Source organism: Klebsiella sp. WP4-W18-ESBL-05, from assembly GCF_014169075.1.
Taxonomy (GTDB): Bacteria; Pseudomonadota; Gammaproteobacteria; order Enterobacterales; family Enterobacteriaceae; genus Kluyvera; species Kluyvera ascorbata_B.
This window is the reverse complement of the sequence record NZ_AP022057.1, coordinates 2125702-2143596: the sequence shown is the minus strand read 5'-3', so window position 1 is coordinate 2143596 and position 17895 is coordinate 2125702. Positions and strand designations below refer to the sequence as shown.

The 17895-nt window shown below is 52.1% G+C and carries 14 protein-coding genes and 2 pseudogenes; 6 read left to right on the top strand and 10 right to left on the bottom strand.

Features of this window, described 5'->3' with window-relative positions; genetic code table 11:
* Window positions 1–12: 12 nt before the first annotated feature.
* On the bottom strand, window positions 13–1491 hold the full coding sequence (locus tag H7R58_RS10265; RefSeq protein ID WP_106928923.1) for a SulP family inorganic anion transporter: 1479 nt from the start codon (window positions 1489–1491) through the stop codon (window positions 13–15).
* A 482-nt stretch (window positions 1492–1973) separates the two neighbouring features.
* Between H7R58_RS10265 and H7R58_RS10260 the strand changes: the two genes are divergently transcribed.
* Together H7R58_RS10260 and H7R58_RS10255 are read left to right on the top strand one after the other, a co-directional pair.
* On the top strand, window positions 1974–3005 hold the full coding sequence (locus H7R58_RS10260) for an IS630-like element ISEc33 family transposase (protein WP_001395480.1): 1032 nt from the start codon (window positions 1974–1976) through the stop codon (window positions 3003–3005).
* A gap of 378 nt (window positions 3006–3383) precedes the next feature.
* Complete coding sequence (locus H7R58_RS10255) at window positions 3384–3905, top strand: hypothetical protein (protein WP_106928925.1); 522 nt, start codon at window positions 3384–3386, stop codon at window positions 3903–3905.
* A gap of 387 nt (window positions 3906–4292) precedes the next feature.
* On the opposite strand, the pseudogene H7R58_RS10250 reads toward H7R58_RS10255, so the two are convergent.
* A pseudogene (locus tag H7R58_RS10250) lies at window positions 4293–4783 on the bottom strand (ATP-binding protein); the annotation flags it as partial.
* 115 nt (window positions 4784–4898) lie between these two features.
* Here H7R58_RS10250 and H7R58_RS10245 point away from each other — a divergent pair.
* Window positions 4899–5411, top strand: coding sequence for a hypothetical protein (locus H7R58_RS10245; protein WP_182929020.1), 513 nt, complete (start codon window positions 4899–4901; stop codon window positions 5409–5411).
* A gap of 415 nt (window positions 5412–5826) precedes the next feature.
* Here H7R58_RS10245 and uraH read toward each other — a convergent pair whose 3' ends face one another.
* Window positions 5827–6237, bottom strand: coding sequence for a hydroxyisourate hydrolase (gene uraH, locus H7R58_RS10240; RefSeq protein ID WP_182929021.1), 411 nt, complete (start codon window positions 6235–6237; stop codon window positions 5827–5829).
* A 412-nt stretch (window positions 6238–6649) separates the two neighbouring features.
* On the opposite strand from uraH, the gene ydfZ reads away from it, so the two are divergent.
* Window positions 6650–6853 carry a putative selenium delivery protein YdfZ gene (gene ydfZ / locus H7R58_RS10235; RefSeq protein WP_106928930.1) on the top strand — a complete coding sequence of 68 codons (204 nt, stop codon included), beginning with the start codon at window positions 6650–6652 and terminating at the stop codon, window positions 6851–6853.
* A gap of 79 nt (window positions 6854–6932) precedes the next feature.
* On the opposite strand, the pseudogene umuC reads toward ydfZ, so the two are convergent.
* The 3 genes and pseudogenes from umuC to H7R58_RS10220 form a co-directional block, all read right to left on the bottom strand.
* Window positions 6933–8185 (bottom strand): annotated as a pseudogene (gene umuC / locus H7R58_RS10230) (translesion error-prone DNA polymerase V subunit UmuC).
* On the bottom strand, window positions 8169–8603 hold the full coding sequence (umuD, locus tag H7R58_RS10225; RefSeq protein ID WP_182929022.1) for a translesion error-prone DNA polymerase V autoproteolytic subunit: 435 nt from the start codon (window positions 8601–8603) through the stop codon (window positions 8169–8171). Before umuD ends, umuC begins: the two are co-directional and overlap by 17 nt.
* 59 nt (window positions 8604–8662) lie before the next feature.
* Window positions 8663–9883 (bottom strand): ISL3-like element ISKox3 family transposase, encoded by a 1221-nt coding sequence (locus H7R58_RS10220; RefSeq protein ID WP_000343760.1) that lies wholly within the window; start codon window positions 9881–9883, stop codon window positions 8663–8665.
* Between the two features lie 356 nt (window positions 9884–10239).
* Here H7R58_RS10220 and ttcA point away from each other — a divergent pair, with 356 nt between their 5' ends.
* A complete protein-coding gene (gene ttcA / locus H7R58_RS10215) occupies window positions 10240–11175 on the top strand; it encodes a tRNA 2-thiocytidine(32) synthetase TtcA (RefSeq protein ID WP_182929023.1) in 936 nt (311 codons plus the stop codon).
* A gap of 46 nt (window positions 11176–11221) precedes the next feature.
* On the opposite strand, the gene dbpA is transcribed toward ttcA, so the two are convergent.
* Entirely contained in the window at window positions 11222–12595 is a 1374-nt protein-coding gene (gene dbpA, locus H7R58_RS10210; protein ID WP_182934713.1) for an ATP-dependent RNA helicase DbpA, read from the bottom strand.
* A gap of 332 nt (window positions 12596–12927) precedes the next feature.
* Window positions 12928–13911: a zinc transporter ZntB gene (gene zntB, locus H7R58_RS10205; protein WP_182930643.1), complete on the bottom strand. Its 984-nt coding sequence runs from the start codon at window positions 13909–13911 to the stop codon at window positions 12928–12930.
* A gap of 138 nt (window positions 13912–14049) precedes the next feature.
* On the opposite strand from zntB, the gene H7R58_RS10200 reads away from it, so the two are divergent.
* Window positions 14050–15081 carry an IS630-like element ISEc33 family transposase gene (locus tag H7R58_RS10200; protein ID WP_001395480.1) on the top strand — a complete coding sequence of 344 codons (1032 nt, stop codon included), beginning with the start codon at window positions 14050–14052 and terminating at the stop codon, window positions 15079–15081.
* 150 nt (window positions 15082–15231) lie between these two features.
* Here H7R58_RS10200 and H7R58_RS10195 read toward each other — a convergent pair whose 3' ends face one another.
* Together H7R58_RS10195 and H7R58_RS10190 are read right to left on the bottom strand one after the other, a co-directional pair.
* Window positions 15232–16407, bottom strand: coding sequence for a methyl-accepting chemotaxis protein (locus H7R58_RS10195; RefSeq protein WP_106928940.1), 1176 nt, complete (start codon window positions 16405–16407; stop codon window positions 15232–15234).
* Window positions 16408–16649: 242 nt separating this feature from the next.
* Window positions 16650–17630, bottom strand: coding sequence for an IS5-like element ISKpn26 family transposase (locus tag H7R58_RS10190; RefSeq protein WP_000019445.1), 981 nt, complete (start codon window positions 17628–17630; stop codon window positions 16650–16652).
* Between the last annotated feature and the right edge of the window lie 265 nt (window positions 17631–17895).

The following is a 17895-nucleotide window of genomic DNA, read 5'->3' as shown; positions in this document are numbered from 1 at the left end:
GACTTCCGGACATTAATGACCTCCCATTAATTTATCAACTTCTTCGGGTTTATCATGCATACCAAACCGATCAACAAGGGTGCGGGTGGCATCATTCATCCCGCGAATCTCAACCTCAGTACCCTCTCTGCGGAACTTAATAACCACTTTGTCCAGGGCTGTAACCGAAGTGATGTCCCAGAAATGGGCATGTGAAACGTCTATCACCACATTCTCAATCGCTTCACGGAAATCAAAGTGGCTGGTAAAGCGATCTGCTGATGCAAAGAATACCTGGCCGGTAACGGTATACGTCCGGCTCATCCCTTCCAGAACTGAGGTTACACGCATGAACCGGGATACTTTAGTGGCAAAGTTAAGCGAAGCAATCAGTACACCGGTCAGTACACCGAAGGCCAGATTATGTGTTGCCACCACAACCAGGACGGTGGCAAGCATGACCACGCTGGTTGAAAGGGGGTGTGAACGCAGGTTTGTAATAGAGCGCCAGGAGAATGTTCCGATGGAAACCATAATCATCACTGCGACCAGCGCCGCCATCGGTATTTGAGATACCCAGTCGCGCAGGAACACAATCAGGCAAAGCAGAACCACGCCCGCCGTGAGGGTTGAAAGCCGTCCACGTCCACCAGATTTTACGTTGATAACGGATTGCCCAATCATCGCGCAGCCTGCCATTCCTCCGATAAAGGATGTGCAGATATTCGCGATACCCTGAGCTTTGCACTCCCGGTTTTTGTCACTTGGCGTGTCGGTCATGTCATCCACAATCGTGGCGGTCATCATCGACTCAAGCAGGCCAACCACCGCAAGCCCGGCAGAATAAGGCAGGATGATGAGCAGCGTCTGGAGATTTAAAGGTACGTCAGGAAGCAGGAATACCGGCAGGCTGTCGGGAAGTTTCCCCATGTCCCCGACGGTCCGAACATCAAGCTGCAGCAACACGGAAATGCCGGTCAGTACCACGATGCAGACAAGAGGTGAAGGAATGGTTTTGTTGAGATAGGGGAAGAGATAGATAAGCCCCAGGCCCGCTGCAGTCATGGCATAGACATGCCAGGTTACGTTGGTCAGTTCTGGCAACTGGGCCATGAATATCAGTATTGCCAGCGCATTAACGAATCCCGTCACCACTGAGCGTGAAACAAAGCGCATCAGCCCGCCGAGCTTCAGATAGCCGGCTATCAGTTGGAATACCCCTGTAAGAATGGACGCGGCCAGTAAATATTCCAGGCCTTGATCTTTCACCAGAGTCACCATCAGCAGCGCCATTGCCCCCGTGGAGGACGAAATCATTGCCGAACGCCCGCCAAAGAAGGCCGTAACGAGAGGGATACAGAACGCTGAGTAGAGGCCTACCTGGGGATCCACACCGGCAATAATGGAAAATGCGATCGCTTCTGGAATGAGCGCGAGCGCGACAACAATACCAGCAAGAACGTCACCACGGACGTTACCCAGCCAGTCCCTACGTGTCGAGGACAGCAGCATAATAATTTCTCAGTTTTTAGATACAGTCAGCCCTGGAGGGCAACGATTTTACGTACGATAAAGCACATCCGCAGACGGGATGTAATTGAGTGCGTGCTGAGACTCGCTCAGTACGACGGTGGTAGGAAAAACTCAGGGTGGCGTAATACGCATAACGGTTATCAGATTCTCCATTGCTGGTGTATATGTATTGTCCGCGTGTTGCCTGGGGGCAACTGACAGGCATAAGGCCGGAACCTGAATTCGTTCAAAGCCGAACAATACTATAAGCAAACCACAGACAGGGTCAAACTGTGAGTGGACTTCTGTACGCGCTATTTGACATTTATTTATCCATTCTGTTTTGGAAGTGTCCGCTTTTGGCACAACGCGGACCAGCTAAATAGCTGCGCGGAATAGTAGATCACTGAAAGGGAACTCAGCCCGGATTGTGCGATCTGATCAATCGCCAAACCAACCAAAATCACCAACCGGACTGAGCGATGCCGATCATAGTACCAATACCCCGTGGCGAACGACGCCTGATGCAGAAAGCTATTCATAAAACGCGTGATAAAAATCATGCCCGCAGACTCACGGCCATGCTGATGCTTCATCGGGGTGAACGGGTCAGCGATGTTGCCAGAACTCTCTGTTGTGCCCGTTCATCCGTTGGTCGCTGGATTAACTGGTTTACGCACTCAGGTATTGAAGGCCTGAAATCCTTACCCGCAGGGCGCTCCCGACGCTGGCCTTTTGAACATATCTGCACCCTGTTACGTGAGCTGATAAAGCATTCTCCCGGCGATTTTGGTTATCAACGTTCACGCTGGAGCACCGAATTACTGGCAATAAAAATCAATGAGATAACCGGTTGCCAGTTACATGCAGGAACCGTTCGCCGCTGGTTGCCATCTGCGGGGCTTGTATGGCGCAGGGCCGCGCCAACTCTGCGTATCCGTGACCCACATAAAGATGAAAAGATGGCGGTAATCCACAAAGCGCTGGATGAATGCAGCGCAGAGCATCCGGTATTTTATGAAGATGAAGTGGATATCCACCTTAATCCTAAAATCGGTGCGGACTGGCAGTTGCGCGGACAGCAGAAACGGGTAGTGACGCCGGGGCAGAACGAAAAATACTATCTGGCCGGCGCACTGCACAGTGGCACGGGTAAAGTCAGCTACGTGGGCGGCAACAGCAAAAGTTCAGCGCTGTTTATCGCTCTGCTGAAGCACCTGAAAGCCACTTACCGGCGGGCGAAAACAATCACGCTGATCGTTGATAACTACATTATCCATAAAAGCCGCGAAACACAGCGCTGGTTGAAAGCAAATCCCAAGTTCAGGGTAATTTACCAGCCGGTTTACTCGCCGTGGGTGAATCATGTGGAACGGCTATGGCAGGCACTTCATGACACGATAACCCGTAATCATCAGTGCCGCTCAATGTGGCAGTTACTGAAAAAGGTCCGCCATTTTATGGAAACCGCCAGCCCATTCCCCGGAGGAAAACATGGTCAGGCAAAAGTGTAGCGGTATTAGGCGCAGCTATTTAGCTGAACTGAAGTTCCGCAGTAAGCGAGTAACGGACATTAGGCTTACAGGATAACTGAACCGTTCTCCAGATAGTCTTTGAAAGTGAATGGTTCGGTTTGCCATGGATACTTATAGGGGCTGTTCCCTCACCTGAACAAGGAGAGATGTGTTCTGAGCATTCCTACCGACGTCAAGACTGCCAGTCTTTAAATACCTCAATACCCTGAAGCAAACAGCTTCATCATTTCTACAAGGTGTATTATCAACTTTGTGAACAAGGCGGCTATTCGACTCCCATAACTATCTGTATCATAAGCCAAAATCACAAATTTTGTTAATGATGAAAACTATCTATCTAATTAAGGTTGATATGATATGAAAATAGAGAAAATAATCATAATTGCAGCAATATCTCTTGGGGTTACTGGATGCGCAAGGGTACTGCCCCTTGATTATGATAATTATAATGGCAGTGATGCTGCAACATTGTATGTACTGAATCGTCAGGGAAACATAGGAACTATCTATCTCGGCTCTTACGTCCTGAATAGTAAAGATGATTGTTTCGAAATGGCTGATCGTTATGAGCTTGATTCTAATGTTTTCAAATCAAAAGGAAACGTAGTCGTCAGTAAAGTAAAACCGGGTGCTTTGTATTCTGTCTCACAATTAAAGAATCTCGGCTCATTTATTAGTAGCACTCATTCATCACTTATTCCAGAAGCAGGAAAGTACTATTACATATCATCCGGAAGCCACGCGGTTCAGGTCCCTGCGGACTTTGTTCCTGACGCGTCAGTCAGCTCAGAAGAGGTGGTAAAACAATACAGCAATAATCCAGTTAAATATTGGAATGTTAAAAAAATATGTTCTCGCCCGTTCTGGAAGGTTTTTTAATTTCGGCTTCGTAGCAAGAAATACGACATTCTGTCTGCCAGTAATTCAGGCCCACGCTCAGTGAGCCTATGTATCCATCATTGACTGTAACAAAATAGATGATCGCTACAGTGCGCAACTTACTGACTGCGCTAAGGGTGAACTGCCACAAGGGGAGATGGAGGTCAATGTTGACGATTAATTCAGCCATTACAAAGACGCACTAGCCCTTCCGTGCCGGAGCCCAACCGCACGCTCCACAATGCCTGCGCAGGAGGAACGTACGTTTGGCTTTCTTGTTCATTAAGCCACCTGTTTTATGTTGTGGTGAGAATATCACCTTTAATCAGGTGGCCAAATTTACTGCGCCACTAGAGCGATTTCTTCAAAGAACTTCTCCCGGCTATGGCTGATCATGGTCTTCTCGCCGCTGCGGCCGCGCTGAATGCTGACCTCGTCCAGCACAAGCAGGTCAACCGTGCATAGATTCTCCTGGTGAGAGGCTTCCGACTGGCCGCCGTCGTAGCACTCTCAAACCCGAAGCATCAGATCCGGAATGGTGACGACCAGGGCCGAATAACCAGCAGACAGTAGATGGTTACCAATCGCCGCGGCAAGATGGTTTTTCCCGGTACCCCGGCCGCAGCTAAACACGAAGCGAGCAAAGCCATTCCCGAAGTTCTGCGCGTAGCTTTTCGCTATGGTGTAGGCCTTGCGCTGTTGCTCGCTGGACCCTTCGTCGTTGGCGAACGTACAGCTGCGATGCAGGCGTTTAATGCCGGAACCACTGCAGATTTTATCTGTCCGCGCTTCTGGCTCAGTTTGTCCAGCGCCTCACACCGTTTGAGTCCGTCTTCCCATTGCCGCGCCAGCAGCTCTGCTGGGTTGGTGAATTTCGGCTAGATAGCACATCCCCCCCTATTATCGGAGGGATGAAATCAATCACCGCTTTAAAAATACATATTCATATCCTGTATACTTTGCGGCGAATGAATCCACTGAATGAGAATTACGATGAAGACTTATGGTGTTTTAGCCACAGGATTGGGTTGTTTAATAATAGGCGGCCTCGCCGGTTACCATTTTGCTGGCAACTCCCACGATAGCGCAGGGGAAATCCCACCATCAGTTCCGTACCAGCAGGAAGTAAAGCCACAACCGAAAATTGAGGTTTACACATACAGCATCGATAGCGTATCCGAGCAGCGGCTTAAAAACGAACTGAAGCTGAAAGACCAACTTAAACGAGGCTGGATCAGATTCTCAATGACTATCGACCGTATTCAATGTGAAACAGACGTTGATTGTTACGCAGTGAGTAAAGAAGGCGGCATGGGATTTTCTTTCCGCCCGCACAATACGAAATCTGAAGACATTCAGTGGCTGAAAGATCTGGATGTTGGCAATGCTGTAGACCTGGTTTGCAGCCGCTACATCGACAAAGGGCTGTATTACGACATGCGCGATTGCGTGCCATTCGACCGCCTGAAACCCGAGTTAATCAATACGCATAATATAGGTGAATAATTAATCACCAGAACGCCCCTTCTTTTCAGGTGTATGAAAAAAGCCGCAATCTGCGGCTTTCGTTGTTATTTTTTCTCGTCAGTGTAACGACGAGCATTATCAAAAAGATTAGTGCACATATTACCCCCATTAAAAATATGACAATAACATACCCCATAATGGGGTGATATCTGACCAGTTTTCTCCCATGGAAGCAGCGTAGATTAGACATAAACGCTGGCGATTTGGGTTCCATGCAAAACCACCGCGGTGCGAAAAACACCAGCATACGGCGGTTTCATTTCATCGTGGGCAATGGAGGGTGGATAATAAATCCCCTTCGTCCGACTGGATTTTTCCCCGCACCATCCGAATAATGCATAAAAAAAGCCAGCGTTCAGGCTGGCCTGGCGGTCGTTCGGGCAGAGAACGAAACTCAGCTTCCTTTATAGGTCGAATATCCATACTGACTCAGCAGAAGTGGAATATGCAGCTTTTCATTGGTCTTTGTCACCGTGAATAATACCGGGACTTCAGGGAAGAACGACGCGTACTTTTCACGCTTAAAATACTCCCCGGTTTTAAACGTGACCCGATAAACGCCTGGCTGCATGTCCCGATCGTCAGGATACAGCGATTTAATCCGGCCATCGCTGTCCGTTTTTCCTTTCGCCAGCATATCCCAGCCCGTCGCCTGCTGTTTTTCCAGCGTCACATCAACGTCTTTTGACGGTATCCCGGTTTGCTGGTTGAGAATGTGGACGCTGAGCGTTCCTATTGGTGCGCTGTACGCCACCGGCGCTAACAGAGAGGTCAGTAACAACGCCAGACTTATTTTTGCATTCATTGTTTGCTTCCTGTAATCAAAATCACAGGTCAATCTTAGTCATCTTATTGATAAATAAAATTCAACTTTTTGTTATCAATTGATGGGAAAATGTCCTCTGTTCACGGAGTGGTGTTCTGAAGAAGCACGCGCATATTTTACATGGTGAGCCGCATCTGATGCTGGCGAATAAGACAAGCGGTAAAGCGGCTTCCGGCGTTTTTGTCGATGCCGATGGCCAGTGTGTCAGCCCGAACAACATTCAGCTTGTCCATCGGGATAGGTATTAAGCGGGCAAGGGAACAGTTGTTTTGTCCATAAATCCCGACAAAAAAAGCCGCATTTTGACAGAGCGCAAAACATGACACCGTCTACCGCGCTATTAATTCATACCGCCAATCTAACCCGTCTTACAATGTGAAAGGAGGAGACGATGAAAACTTACGATCGTAACCGTAACGCTATCACCACTGGTAGCCGTGTGATGATCGCCAACAATGGCGCAACCGGTGTGATTACCACTATCCACGGAGAAGGCAAAACGGCGGAACAGCTACGCCGCGCAAGCTGCGTAGAGATTGATGGTCAGGACGGTACGTTTTGCCCGATTGATCTGATCCGCCTGGGGCTCAACTAATCAGTCCCCCGTTCTCACCGCGTTAAACGGTGAAAGCACGCCCATTAAGGCCGCTCAGCGTGGCCTTAATGGCAGCCCGCTATCTGGCAACCGGCAGATCCGTATAGCGCGTTGTGTAGCCAGGAGACAGCATCGCTCGCTTCATTGCCCATGCCTGTTCAATCCCTTTACCGGCAAAGCCAATGTGCCCCCGTCCCGAGTGATTAATACTATCGATAACCTGCATCAACGCGTGCCCGTTAGCCTGCGGCGGATGAGGGTCAAACAAGTTAAGCTGCGCTACGCCCTGGCTGAAAAAATCGCTTAGCATCACCCCCGCCTTCATATAACGAAAACCCTCGCGCCAGACGGTGTCCAGCGAACGGGTCGCTGCACGAATAATATCTCGGGTGTCACAGGTCGGAACGGCCAGCCTGCCGCTAGACTGCGGCGCGTAAAATACCTCATTTACCGCATGCGGGCTGGTGCGCATAAACAGACTAATCACACAACAGTACTGCCTTTCCGCACGCAGTTTCTCCGCTGCGCGTTCAGCATAAGCACAAACAACCTGATGCATTTCATCGTAGTCCGTGATGCGGTGGCTAAACGAACGGCTATAGATAATTTGCTGCTTAATAGGCGCAAACTCCTCAAGCGCCAGGCAAGACTCGCCGCGCAGCTCCCGCACCGTACGCTCCATCACCACGTTAAAATGCTGGCGAATCACCCATGTTGACGTGTCAGCAAGCTGCAATGCTGTCTCAATACCCATCAGTTCGAGTTTTTTACGCGTGCGACGCCCGACTCCCCAGACTTCATGTGCCGGGAGCAGCGCCAGCAGCTTGCGCTGGCGCTCTGTCGCTGAAAGATCCACCACGCCATGGGTTTTACGCCAGGTTTTAGCGGCCAGGTTCGCCAGTTTGGCGAGGGTTTGGTTGGCCCGATCCCCACGCCGACCGTCAGCCCGGTATGCTTCTGCACCGTTTCGCGTATCTGGTGGCCAAATGATTCCAGCGAACGGCAGCCCGACAGATCGATAAACGCTTCATCAATAGAATAAATCTCGACATTCGGCACGAACGCCAGCAGCGTCTGCATGACCCGATGGCTGAGATCGGCATACAGCGCGTAGTTTGAGCTAAAAACAGTTACTCCCTGACGGCGCAGCTCATCCTTAATTTTAAAATACGGCGCAGCCATCTTGATACCGAGCGCTTTTGCCTCTGCCGAGCGCGAAATAATGCACCCATCGTTATTGGACACCACGACCACTGGTTTACCCTGGAGATCGGGGCGAAAGACCGTCTCACAGGAAGCATAGAAATTGTTAACATCAACCAGCGCGAACATATTTATGGGCTTTTAAACTAAAGGTCACGACGCCGAAGATTTGCAGCTCCTCTTCCGCGTGAAAAACAATCGGCGCATAGCGAGCATTATGCGCAACCAGCTGAACCGATGGCCGGATTCGCAGCTCTTTAACCGTAAACTCCCCCGCCACCGCCGCCACCACGATGTCGCCATGGCAGGCTTTTAGTGAGCGATCCACGACCAGCAGGTCGCCATCACCGATCCCCGCGCCAATCATCGAATCCCCGCTCACCCGGATAAAATAGGTCGCACTGGGATGCTTGACCACCAGCGCAGTCAGATCCAGACTTTCTTCCACATAATCCTGCGCCGGGCTAGGAAAACCGCAGGGAACCCGCTCTAAGAACAGCGGCAGTTTGACAGGGGGTTCGGGTTTAGAGAGATAAAGCACCTTCATATTCAATTACTCAATAATACTGTTTATATATGGGTCTTCCCCGATCATGGTGGGAAGGCTCAGAACGCCATATTCAGCTTTCCGTAGTGGAACATCACCCCCAGTTTAAAGCGCTCCCGGTTTCGGTATCCCCTGGCTTTTATCCTCAGCAGCCTGATCTTGCTGTTAAGTGCCTCCGCATTTCCGTTTGAGACACTGTGTCGCATCGCATTCAGGATCCCGTACAGCCTTTTTCCTATCGTTTTCGCGGCATTTTTCATCATGGGAACGTCACTGTTAGCCGCCAGCGCCAACCATCTCTGCCAGTCACTCCGTCTTTCCTCGCTCCATGGCCTGTTCCAGATATCCTTTGCCAGCTCTTTCAGCGCCCAGCACTGGCTCGTCAGCTTCATCTGTGCACGCAGCCACATCAGCTTTTCCTGCCGGGATTCGGTCATCCACTTATCGCTGTACTGCCACAGGAAGCGGGTTCCTTTTGCCTGGTGTCGGCTTTCAACAGGGAGGTGCGGATGTTCATTCTGACGGGTTTTATCAACTACCTCGCCCAGTTGCTTCGCCACATGGAAGCGGTCAAAGGCGATTTTCTCAACCGCACTGGGTAAGTGGATACGCGCTGCTCTTATATAGCCCGCGTTCATGTCCATTGAGAGCGTTTTGATAGCCAGCAACTGCCCATCAGTGAGCGTGCGAAGATAGCCGGCAAGACTCTCTGTGCCGCGATCATCCGTTAAGGCCAGCGCCCGACCATCGCGATCGGAGATCACCGTTATGTAACGATGTCCTTTTTTAAAGGCGACCTCATCCACATTCATATGACGGGCGGATAATGGCTTTTTTATCCGGGCAAGACCTCGCTTAACTGCCCGGGTCATAATGCCGTCAACCGCATTCCAACTGAGCTTAAGTTGCTTCCTGACAGCATCAACGGTGCTGATTTTCAGCCATGAGAGAACGAACGATTCGAATAGCAACGTATACCGGCTTCCGGGGCCAGCCCACGGAACAGGCAACGTCAGGCAGCCATGCTCCGGACACATAATTCGTGGAACATCGGCTTCAACAATAGTGGTGAACTGGCAGGTATCAAGATGGCGCCATTTACGATGACGGTGATCGTGAACAGAACAGGATTTACCGCAGGTCGGACAGGCTAGCCGGGTGTTTTCAGCGATCTCAATAGTGACAGTAACAGAACCGGCATTTTCATCGAGAGAAAGGGACTTTACCTGCCACGGATCGGACAGGTTGAGAATATGAGCGTAGAGGGACTTTTCGTCCATGGCGGTGACCTCTGGCGATTAAATACACCATTATCATGCCTTCAGCCACCACAACAAGGGAAGACCCTTATATATACAGTATTATAGGACACATAAAAAGATCAAGTCATCCCGTGCCCCACGGCGCGAACCCATTGAAGACGAACAACATTTACCGCGTGGCAACGACCATCGGCGGGTCAGTCGGCGCTGTCGTGCAAAACATGCTGGCATTCGTCGCCGTAATCCGTACCATACACGCCACACATTCGCTGATTCGCCGTCAGCGCGGGACAGCGCTTTTATCGTAAATCAAATGGACTGGAAGACGCTGTAGTGGGCCTGAGTTTCCATTTAGATTTCTGAGTAACTATTAAATGCAACAAAATCAAGAAATTAGCAAAAAAGAACAATACAATCTGAACAAATTACAGAAGCGTCTGCGTCGTAACGTGGGCGAAGCCATCGCCGACTTCAACATGATTGAAGATGGCGACCGTATTATGGTCTGCCTGTCCGGCGGCAAAGACAGCTACACGATGCTGGAAATTCTGCGCAACCTGCAGCAGAGCGCGCCGATCAGCTTCAGCCTGGTGGCGGTCAACCTCGACCAGAAGCAGCCGGGCTTCCCGGAGCATATTCTGCCGGAATACCTTGAGAAGCTGGGCGTCGAGTACAAAATTGTCGAAGAGAACACCTACGGCATCGTGAAAGAGAAGATCCCGGAAGGCAAAACCACCTGCTCGCTGTGCTCTCGCCTGCGCCGCGGTATTCTCTATCGGACAGCCACCGAACTGGGTGCGACGAAAATTGCCCTCGGCCATCACCGCGATGACATTCTGCAAACCCTGTTCCTGAACATGTTCTACGGCGGGAAAATGAAAGGGATGCCGCCGAAGCTGATGAGCGATGACGGCAAACATATCGTTATCCGCCCGCTGGCCTACTGCCGTGAAAAAGACATCGAGCGCTTCTCCGAAGCGAAAGCGTTCCCGATCATTCCGTGTAACCTGTGTGGTTCGCAGCCGAACCTGCAGCGTCAGGTGATTGGCGATATGCTGCGTGACTGGGATAAACGCTATCCTGGCCGTATTGAGACCATGTTCAGCGCGATGCAGAACGTGGTACCGTCGCACCTGTGCGATACCAGCCTGTTTGACTTCAAAGGACTGACCCACGGTTCTGAAGTGGTTGACGGCGGTGACCTGGCGTTTGATCGGGAAGAGCTGCCGCTACAGCCGATGGGCTGGCAGCCGGAAGAAGAAGACGGCCAGCTGGACGAGCTGCGTCTGAACGTGGTCGAAGTGAAGTAAGCGATTTAGCGTCTCAGGCTGCGGCCTGAGACGCTGATTCAAGCGGTTATTTCAGCAGACGCGCACGGCACGCTTTGCCTTTGATTTTCCCTTTCTGCAGCAGTTTCCAGGCCTGATGGGCCACGCCTTCGCGCACCGCCACGTAGACATGCGCCGGGTGCACGTCAATTTTCCCGATATCCGCAGCCACCAGCCCCACGTCACCGGTTAATGCGCCCAGCACGTCTCCCGCGCGCATCTTGGCCTTTTTACCGCCGTCGATGCACAGGGTCATCATTTCCGGCGCCAGCGGCGTAACGCGCGTTTTGGCCGGTTCCGGCATCCAGTTCAGCTTTAATTGCAGCATTTCGGCCAGGATATTGGCGTGCTGCGCCTCTTCCGGCGCGCAGAAACTTACCGCCAGCCCGCTGTTACCCGCGCGGGCGGTACGGCCAATACGGTGAACATGCACTTCCGGATCCCACGCCAGCTCGTAGTTCACCACCATCGCCAGCGATTTGATGTCCAGCCCGCGAGCCGCGACGTCGGTTGCCACCAGAATACGCGCGCTGCCGTTGGCAAAGCGCACCAGCGTCTGATCGCGGTCGCGCTGTTCAAGGTCGCCGTGTAAGGCGATCGTGCTCTGCCCTGCGGCATTCAGCTCCTCAAACACGGCCTGGCAATCTTTTTTGGTATTACAAAACACGACGCAGGATGCTGGCTGATGCTGGCTCAGCAGCTGCTGTAAGAGTGCAATTTTACCGTGGCGCGGCACATCAAAGAACTGTTGCTCTACCGCCGGTAATGCATCAACGCTGTCGATTTCGATTGTCTCCGGCGAGCGCTGCACGCGGCCGCTGATGGCGGCAATGGCCTCCGGCCAGGTGGCGGAGAACAGCAGCGTCTGGCGAGATGCGGGCGCAAAGCGGATCACCTCATCCATCGCATCGCTAAAGCCCATATCGAGCATGCGGTCTGCTTCATCCATCACCAGCGTATGCAGGGCATCCAGCGAAACGGTGCCCTTTTGCAGGTGATCCAGCAGGCGGCCCGGCGTCGCCACAATAATATGCGGCGCGTGCTGTAAGGAATCCCGCTGTGCGCCGAACGGCTGACCGCCGCACAGCGTCAGCACCTTAATATTCGGCAGATAGCGGGCCAGTCGACGAATTTCACCAGCGACCTGATCGGCCAGCTCACGCGTGGGGCACAGCACCAGCGATTGGGTCTGGAACAGGCTGGCATCAACGTGTTGAAGCAGACCGAGACCAAACGCCGCCGTTTTACCGCTGCCGGTTTTTGCCTGCACGCGCACGTCCTTCCCGGCCAGAATTGCCGGCAGCGACGCGGCCTGAACCGGCGTCATAGAGAGATAGCCCAGATCGTTCAGATTATCGAGCTGGGCGGCAGGAAGGGCATTCAGGGTGGCAAAAGCGGTCACAATATTTTCTCGCGAATTAGGGGGCTAACGGTCAGCAGGCGCGTATCGTCGCAGATCTCGCCGCGGGATGCGACAAATTAATCGGCGGGTGCGGTCAGGCCGCGGAAAAAGGACAAAAAAAAGCCGACTATTCTAAGCCGGCGTCGTACGAATCAATTGTGCTATGCAGTAATTCAAAAAAAGGAAGTAAGACAATATGGAGCGCAACGCCCATCGCTTGACGTTGCATTCACCTGCGAGATCGATATTGCCTCGATTGGCATACCGTTTTATTGACTTCGCTCAAATTAAGTGGCGTTACCCTATCCTAAGGGGGTAAAAAAGGCGATTTTTTACAACCAGTTACTACGATGTAACCACCACGTAACACCGCCTATCAGCAGCACCAGCATAATGCAGAAGAGCGAAAAACCCAGATGCGATCCGCCGCCGGGGATGCCGCCAAGGTTGACGCCAAACAGCCCGGTCAGGAAGGTACTCGGCAGAAAAACCATCGCCATCAATGACATGGTATAGGTTCGTCGGGAGAGCGATTCCTGCATCATCTGGGCAATTTCATCGGTCATGACTGCCGTACGCGCAATACAGCCGTCAATCTCATCCAGCCCGCGTCCCAGACGATCGGCGATATCCTGCATCCGTCGGCGCTGGTCATCGGTCATCCACGACAGACGTTCGCTGGCGAGCCTGGCGTAAACATCACGCTGTGGAGCCATATACCGGCGCATGACGATAAGCTGCTTACGCAGCAGCGCCAGAAAACCGCGCGGCGGTACCTGCTGCTCCAGCAGGTTATCCTCAAGGTCGATAATTTTATCGTGCAGTTGTTCAATGAACTCGCTGGCGTGATCGGTCAACGCATCGCAAATATCCACCAGCCAGCTGCCACAGTCCGTCGGGCCGCTGCCCTCTTGCAAATCGCTGACCACGTCATCAAGCGCCAGCACTTTCCGCTGGCGGGTAGAGACAATCATACGTTCGTCAATATACAGACGCATCGCCACCAGCTGATCGGGTCGTTCATCGGTGCTGCCGTTAATGCAGCGCAGCGTAATCAGCGTCCCCTCACCCAAGCGGCTCACCCGCGGCCTCAGGCTCTCGCCAGCAAGCGCATCGCGCACCACGTTTGGCAGCAGCGGCGTGGTCGCCAGCCATTGGGCGCTGTCTGGATGGGTATAGTTCAGGTGCAGCCAGCACGGATTGTCCTGGCTGACACAGTCCGCATCGGTTAACGGCTTCACGCCGCCCTTGCCATCCAGCAGCCACGCAAATACCGCATCGGGTACGTTAAGGTCAGATCCTTTTATGGCTTCCACTTCGCCTCCGCTCACCGCTCTTTATCCTGATAGTCTAAATAGCTGCGCGGAATAGTAGATCACTGAAAGGGAACTCAGCCCGGATTGTGCGATCTGATCAATCGCCAAACCAACCAAAATCACCAACCGGACTGAGCGATGCCGATCATAGTACCAATACCCCGTGGCGAACGACGCCTGATGCAGAAAGCTATTCATAAAACGCGTGATAAAAATCATGCCCGCAGACTCACGGCCATGCTGATGCTTCATCGGGGTGAACGGGTCAGCGATGTTGCCAGAACTCTCTGTTGTGCCCGTTCATCCGTTGGTCGCTGGATTAACTGGTTTACGCACTCAGGTATTGAAGGCCTGAAATCCTTACCCGCAGGGCGCTCCCGACGCTGGCCTTTTGAACATATCTGCACCCTGTTACGTGAGCTGATAAAGCATTCTCCCGGCGATTTTGGTTATCAACGTTCACGCTGGAGCACCGAATTACTGGCAATAAAAATCAATGAGATAACCGGTTGCCAGTTACATGCAGGAACCGTTCGCCGCTGGTTGCCATCTGCGGGGCTTGTATGGCGCAGGGCCGCGCCAACTCTGCGTATCCGTGACCCACATAAAGATGAAAAGATGGCGGTAATCCACAAAGCGCTGGATGAATGCAGCGCAGAGCATCCGGTATTTTATGAAGATGAAGTGGATATCCACCTTAATCCTAAAATCGGTGCGGACTGGCAGTTGCGCGGACAGCAGAAACGGGTAGTGACGCCGGGGCAGAACGAAAAATACTATCTGGCCGGCGCACTGCACAGTGGCACGGGTAAAGTCAGCTACGTGGGCGGCAACAGCAAAAGTTCAGCGCTGTTTATCGCTCTGCTGAAGCACCTGAAAGCCACTTACCGGCGGGCGAAAACAATCACGCTGATCGTTGATAACTACATTATCCATAAAAGCCGCGAAACACAGCGCTGGTTGAAAGCAAATCCCAAGTTCAGGGTAATTTACCAGCCGGTTTACTCGCCGTGGGTGAATCATGTGGAACGGCTATGGCAGGCACTTCATGACACGATAACCCGTAATCATCAGTGCCGCTCAATGTGGCAGTTACTGAAAAAGGTCCGCCATTTTATGGAAACCGCCAGCCCATTCCCCGGAGGAAAACATGGTCAGGCAAAAGTGTAGCGGTATTAGGCGCAGCTATTTAGCCATCTCGCTTTGTTAAGCAACTTGTGACTGCGCCATGGCGCTGAAATCGTTCATAAAAGCGGCAGTGAGTGGGCGTAAGGCAAAAAAAACCCGGCATTTCTGCCGGGGTGAGGGAAGCAAAACGGGTTAAAACGATTGCCAGAAATTCTGCTCGCTGCTGCCCGCCACCGCAGGCTGTAGCGGTTGACCTACGATGGCCGGGCGTGGAGATGCAGCCTGCTGTTCGTCACCAACGCGGAAATTCTGCGTCCGCGACTGTAGCTCAATAACCTGACGTTTCAGAATATCCGACGATCTCGCCAGCTCTTCGACCACCGTAATATTGCTTTGCGTGACGGTCTCGAGCTCATTCAGCGCCAGGGTTATCTGGTCGATACCTTTTTCCTGCTCGGACGTCGACACCGCAATCTGCTCCATCAGACCGTTCAGCTCGCCAGAGCCGGTCACGATCTCCTGCATATTTTTCTCCGCTTCGGCGACAATACTTGCCCCCTGGGTGACGTTTTCGCTGGTGACATTGATCAAGGTCTTGATGCTCTTCGCCGCTTCCGCGCTGCGGTGCGCCAGATTACGCACTTCACCGGCCACCACCGAGAAGCCTTTTCCGTGGTCGCCCGCCCTCGCCGCCTCAACCGCCGCGTTCAGCGCCAGAATATTGGTCTGGAAGGCAATACCGTCGATCATGGCGATAATTTCCGTCATCTGCCGGGCGCAGTCGGTAATAGACTGCATATTGGTCGCCACTTCCCCCATCAGCGCGCCGCCTTTGCGGGCGCACTGGGTTGCGTCACCCGCGCGCTCGCTGGCCAGCCGCGTATGCTCGGCGTTATTTTTGGTACTGGCGGCAATTTGTTCCATGCTCGCGGCGGTTTCCATCAGCGTGGCCGACTGCTGTTCCGTTTTTACCGACAGTTCGCCGCTGCGGGTCGCCAGCTGTTCAGACAACGTCATCGCCGTGTCTGACGAACTGCGTATTTCGGCGACCAGCGTCGAGATATTATTCGATAAGTTATTGATCCCCGGAATTAAGCGGCCTGCACAGTTATTGCCAAAGACCGGAATACGTACCGACAGGTTGCCATCATTGACTTCATCTATACTGCGTTTCACCGCATTGATAGGCGTGACCAGATATTTGGTCATATACAGCCACAGCAAGGCGATCGCTGCCACCCATATAATATTAATAGCCAAAAGCAAGAATATATTTTTAGACAATATAAGGCAGATCACATCCGCAATAAAAAATACCGCCAAAATAAACACCAGGATAAACGTTCGGACGCTAATGTTTTTAAACATAAATTCCCCTCAACGCTCGTTGTGTCATTTTGTTATATCACCAGAAGATGTATTTTCCAGACTCTTTTAAATATTTTCATCACTTTAACCGTTAGGGAAGGTGCGAATAAGCAGGTCATTTCTTCCCAAGCTGACTCGCTGATTAAAATTTCGCGGATCTGGGCCGATTTTTTTCCCGCAAACACATCGAATCAGCCTATTTAGGCTATTTTTTCCACCATTTCTGGCGTTATTTCCGGTTTTTACTGAGATCTCTCCCACTGACGTATCATTTGGTCCACCCGAAACAGGTTGGCCAGGGTGAATAACATCGCCAGTTGGTTATCGTTTTTCAGCAGCCCCTTGTATCTGGCTTTCACGAAGCCGAACTGCCGCTTGATGATGCGAAACGGGTGCTCCACCCTGGCACGGATGCTGGCTTTCATGTATTCGATGTTGATGGCCGTTTTGTTCTTGCGCGGATGCTGCTTCAAGGTTTTTACCTTGCCGGGACGCTCGGCGATCAGCCAGTCCACATCCACCTCGGCCAGCTCCTCGCGCTGTGGCGCTCCTTGGTAGCCGGCATCGGCTGAGACAAATTGCTCCTCTCCATGAAGCAGATTACCCAGCTGATTGAGGTCATGCTCGTTGGCCGCGGTGGTGACTAGGCTGTGGGTCAGGCCACTCTTGGCATCGACACCAATGTGGGCCTTCATGCCAAAGTGCCACTGATTGCCTTTCTTGGTCTGATGCATCTCCGGATCGCGTTGCTGCTCTTTGTTCTTGGTAGAGCTGGGTGCCTCAATGATGGTGGCATCCACCAAAGTGCCTTGGGTCATCATGACGCCTGCTTCGGCCAGCCAGCGATTGATGGTCTTGAACAATTGACGGGCCAGTTGATGCTGCTCGAGCAGGTGGCGGAAATTCATGATGGTGGTGCGATCCGGCAGGGCGCTATCCAGGGATAATCGGGCAAACAGGCGCATGGAGGCGATTTCGTACAGGGCATCTTCCATGGCACCGTCGCTCAGGTTGTACCAATGCTGCATGCAGTGAATACGCAGCATGGTCTCCAGCGGATAGGGCCGTCGGCCATTGCCCGCCTTGGGATAAAACGGCTCGATGACAGCGGTCATATTCTGCCATGGCAGAATCTGCTCCATGCGGGAGAGGAAAATCTCTTTTCGGGTCTGACGGCGCTTAGTGCTGAATTCACTATCGGCGAAGGTGAGTTGATGGCTCATGATGTCCCTCTGGGATGCGCTCCGGATGAATATGATGATCTCATATCAGGAACTTGTTCGCACCTTCCTTAGCTGTGCGAGTTTCACTTTTTTCAGCGCATTATCTCAACCAAAGCAAAACTTATTATCACAGCCACCAGAAAATAGATTAACTCCATAGAAAGTAAGCACAATATAATGCCCGACGCTGTATTATTCACTGTCATTTCACCGTGTTTAAGCCCTGCTTAATTAATTTCTAAAGGTATCTAATCCGTGAAAAAAA